General features: G+C 71.4%; 2 protein-coding genes. Both read right to left on the reverse strand.

The genetic code is table 11. The features are described 5' to 3' along the window. The coding region (locus E1258_RS31275) for a beta-ketoacyl synthase N-terminal-like domain-containing protein (protein WP_371688711.1) at window positions 1–996 on the reverse strand (996 nt) is incomplete at its 3' end. Window positions 997–1,018: 22 nt separating this feature from the next. Further along, window positions 1,019–3,330 (reverse strand): type I polyketide synthase (locus E1258_RS31280; RefSeq protein ID WP_132407426.1); only part of this gene is annotated, 2,312 nt, incomplete at its 5' end.

Below are 3,330 nucleotides of genomic sequence, written 5' to 3' on the forward strand. Positions count from 1 at the left end.
CCCCTCCACCACGTCCACATCAGCCGGCGACAAACGCGCATTCGCGAGGGCCTGCCGAATCACCCGCTCCTGCGACGGACCATTCGGCGCCGTCAGCCGGCTACTCGCCCCGTCCTGGTTCACCGCACTACCCCGCACCACCGCCAACACCGGATGCCCACGCCGCCGCGCATCCGACAACCGCTCCACCAGAAGAAGACCCACACCCTCACCCCAACCAGTGCCATCAGCCGCACCCGCAAACGACTTGCACCGCCCGTCGCCGGCCAGCCCGCCCTGGCGCAGGAAGTCGGCAAAGACCCGGGGCGTCGACATGGTGGTGACTCCACCGGCCAGTGCCAGATCACACTCGCCCTGCCGCAACGACTGCACTGCCAGATGCAACGCCACCAACGACGACGAACACGCCGTATCCACCGTCACCGCCGGCCCCTCCAAGCCGAAGGTGTAGGCCACCCGGCCGGAGGCCACACTCCCGATGTTGCCGTTGCCCAGGTAGCCCTCGATCGCCTCGGGAACGTCGTGAAGTCGCGCGCCGTAGTCGGCGTACATCAGACCGGTGAAGACCCCGGTGCGGCTGCCGCGTACCGAATGGGGGTCGATACCAGCCCGCTCGAACGCCTCCCACGACACCTCCAGCAACAACCGCTGCTGCGGATCCATCGCCAACGCCTCACGCGGACTGATCCCGAAGAACCCCGGATCGAAATCCGCAGCGTCGTAGAGGAAGCCGCCCTGCGGGTCGGCGCCGAACTCCGCGATTTCCCATCCACGGTCGTCCGGGAAACCGGCGATGCCGTCAGCGCCGGTGCTTACGAGCTCCCACAGATCCTCGGGTGAGCGGACGCCGCCGGGATAGCGGCAGGCCATGGCTACGATCGCGATCGGCTCGCGGGCTTTGGCCCGGACCTCGCCCAGTTGGCGCCGGGTCTCCTGCAGTTCATTGGTGGCCCGCCGCAGGTATTCACGGAGCTTGTCCTCGGTCGCCATGTTCACCCTCGCGGTCGTCGTGGACGGGTCAGTTGGCAAGGTCGGAGGGGCGCAGGGAGTTGTCGATGAACGCGAACATCTCCTCGTCGGTGGTGAGTTCCACCGTCTCGGCGCTGTCGCCGACGAGCCGGTCGAGGAACACCTGCAACCGGTCGGCAAGAACGCTCCGCGCCCGGCTGTCGGCGGTTTGCTCGGCCAGGGCCGCGGTCAACCGGTCGAGCTCGGCGACGACCGGTGTGACCAGGGCGAGCCGTGCCGCCTCCGGATCGGGCCGCAGCCGGCAGGCGAGCGCCTCCGGGGTGGGAAAGTCGAAGATCACCGTCGCCGGCAGCCGGATGCCGGTCCGCGCGCCGAGCAGATTGCGCAGCTCCAGTGCCGTCAGCGAGTCGAACCCCATGTCCAGGAAGCCCTGCCCCGGTTCGACGGCCTCCGCAGCGGTGTGCCCGAGGACCTGAGCGACTGCGGAACGCACCTCGTCCAGGACCGCCCGTTCCTGTTCGACCTTCGGCAGAGCGGCGACCCGGGCGGCCCATCCGGGTCCGCCCTCGGCACCGCGGCCGGCTCGGTCGGTGCGCCGGGCCGGGCCAGGGCGCAGATTCCGGAGCAGCACGGGTACGGCGTCCGGGTCCGTGTTCCGCCAGACGGCGAGGTCGAGGTCGGCGGCGGCAACCACGGGCCGGGCACCGCCGACGGCGGCGTCCAGCAGGGCAAGTGCGACTTCGGTACGCAACGGTCGCAGTCCCGCCGCGCGCATCCTCGGCCGCCCGTCGCCCAGCTCCCGGGTCATGTCGCTGAGCTCGGCCCACATTCCCCAGGCGATCGAGGTGGCGGGCAGCCCCTCGGCGTGGCGCGCCTGGGCGAGGGCATCGAGGACGGCGTTCGCGGCGGCGTAGTTGGCCTGGCCCGGGCTGCCGAGGACGCCGGCGATCGAGGAGAAGAGGACGAAGGCGCGCAGGTCCCGGTCACGGGTGGCCTCGTGCAGGTGACGGGCGGCGATCGCCTTGGTACGCAACACCGTAGTGAGGCGCTCCGGGGTGAGCTGCTCGACGGTGGCGTCGTCGAGCACGCCGGCCAGGTGGACGACCGCAGTCAGCGGCTGGTCCTCCGGCACCTGCGCGAGCAACGCGTCGACGGCGTCCCGGTCGCCGACGTCGCAGGCGACGGCCTTGATCGTGGCGTCGAGATCCTCCAGTCCGGTAACGACGCCCCGGCGGCTCGCCAGAAGCAGGCTCCGTACGCCGTGCCGTTGCACGAGGTGCCGTGCGACGAGGGTGCCGAGCGTGCCGGTACCGCCGGTGATCAGCACGGTGCCGTCCCAGACCGGTGTGGTCACCGGGTCCCGCACCGGCATCAGGCGGGGTACCAGGGCTTTTCCGTCACGGATCGCGACCTGGGATTCGCCGCTCCGCCGGCCGGACTCCGAGTCACCGTCGACGACCACGATCCGGTCTGGGTGCTCGGACTGGGCGGAGCGGGCGAGCCCCCAGACAGCTGCGTGCGCCAGGTCGGTGACCGGCTCGCCGCCGGTGGTGGCCACCGCGCCCCGGGTCACCAGCACCAGACGGCCGGCGGCACCGCCGGTGAGGAAGCTCTGGATCTCGGTCAGCACACCGGCGACCACGTCGGTGAGCTCGCCGGTCGGCACGTCGACGACGACATCACCGGAGATGTCCACCGTGGGAGCCGGGCCGGCGGGCATCCATTGGACGGCGTACCGGGGGCCGGCCAGGGGCAGGGCGAGGTCGGACGAGCGCAGCGTCAGGGAGCCGATCGACGCGACTGGGGTGCCATCGGCGTCGGAGGCGGTCACCCGCACCCGGTCGTCGCCGAGTCGCCGGAGGCGCACCCGCAGCGCGGTGGCACCCGGACGGCGCAACTGAACCTGCTGGAAGGCGAAGGGCAGCCGTGGTCCGCGGTCGTCCGGGGCCGAGCCGAGCAGCAGCCCGTGCAGGGCGGCGTCGAGCAGTGCCGGGTGCAGGCCGTAGCCGGTGGTGTCGGCGTCTGCCGGTAGTTCGATCTCGGCGTAGACGTCGTCGCCGTCGATCCAGGCGGCCCGCAGGCCCTGGAAGACCGGACCGTATCCGAAGCCGGCGTCGGCGAGCCGGTCGTAGAGGTCGTCCACGGGGACGGACGCGGCTCCGGTCGGCGGCCAGGTGCTCAAATCGTCGTCCGGATCGAGCGCGGCGGTGGTGAGGATACCGGTGGCGTGGAGGCCGGCGGGGGAGGTGATGGTGAGGTCGTGGTGGCCGTTGTCGTCGGGTGTGCTGATGCGGACGTGCACGTCAGCCGGGATGGTCAGTGGGGTGTGCAGGGTGAGTTCGTGCACGGTGGTGGCGCCGA

It is taken from the genome of Micromonospora sp. KC207 (assembly GCF_004348615.1).
GTDB lineage: Bacteria > Actinomycetota > Actinomycetes > Mycobacteriales > Micromonosporaceae > Micromonospora.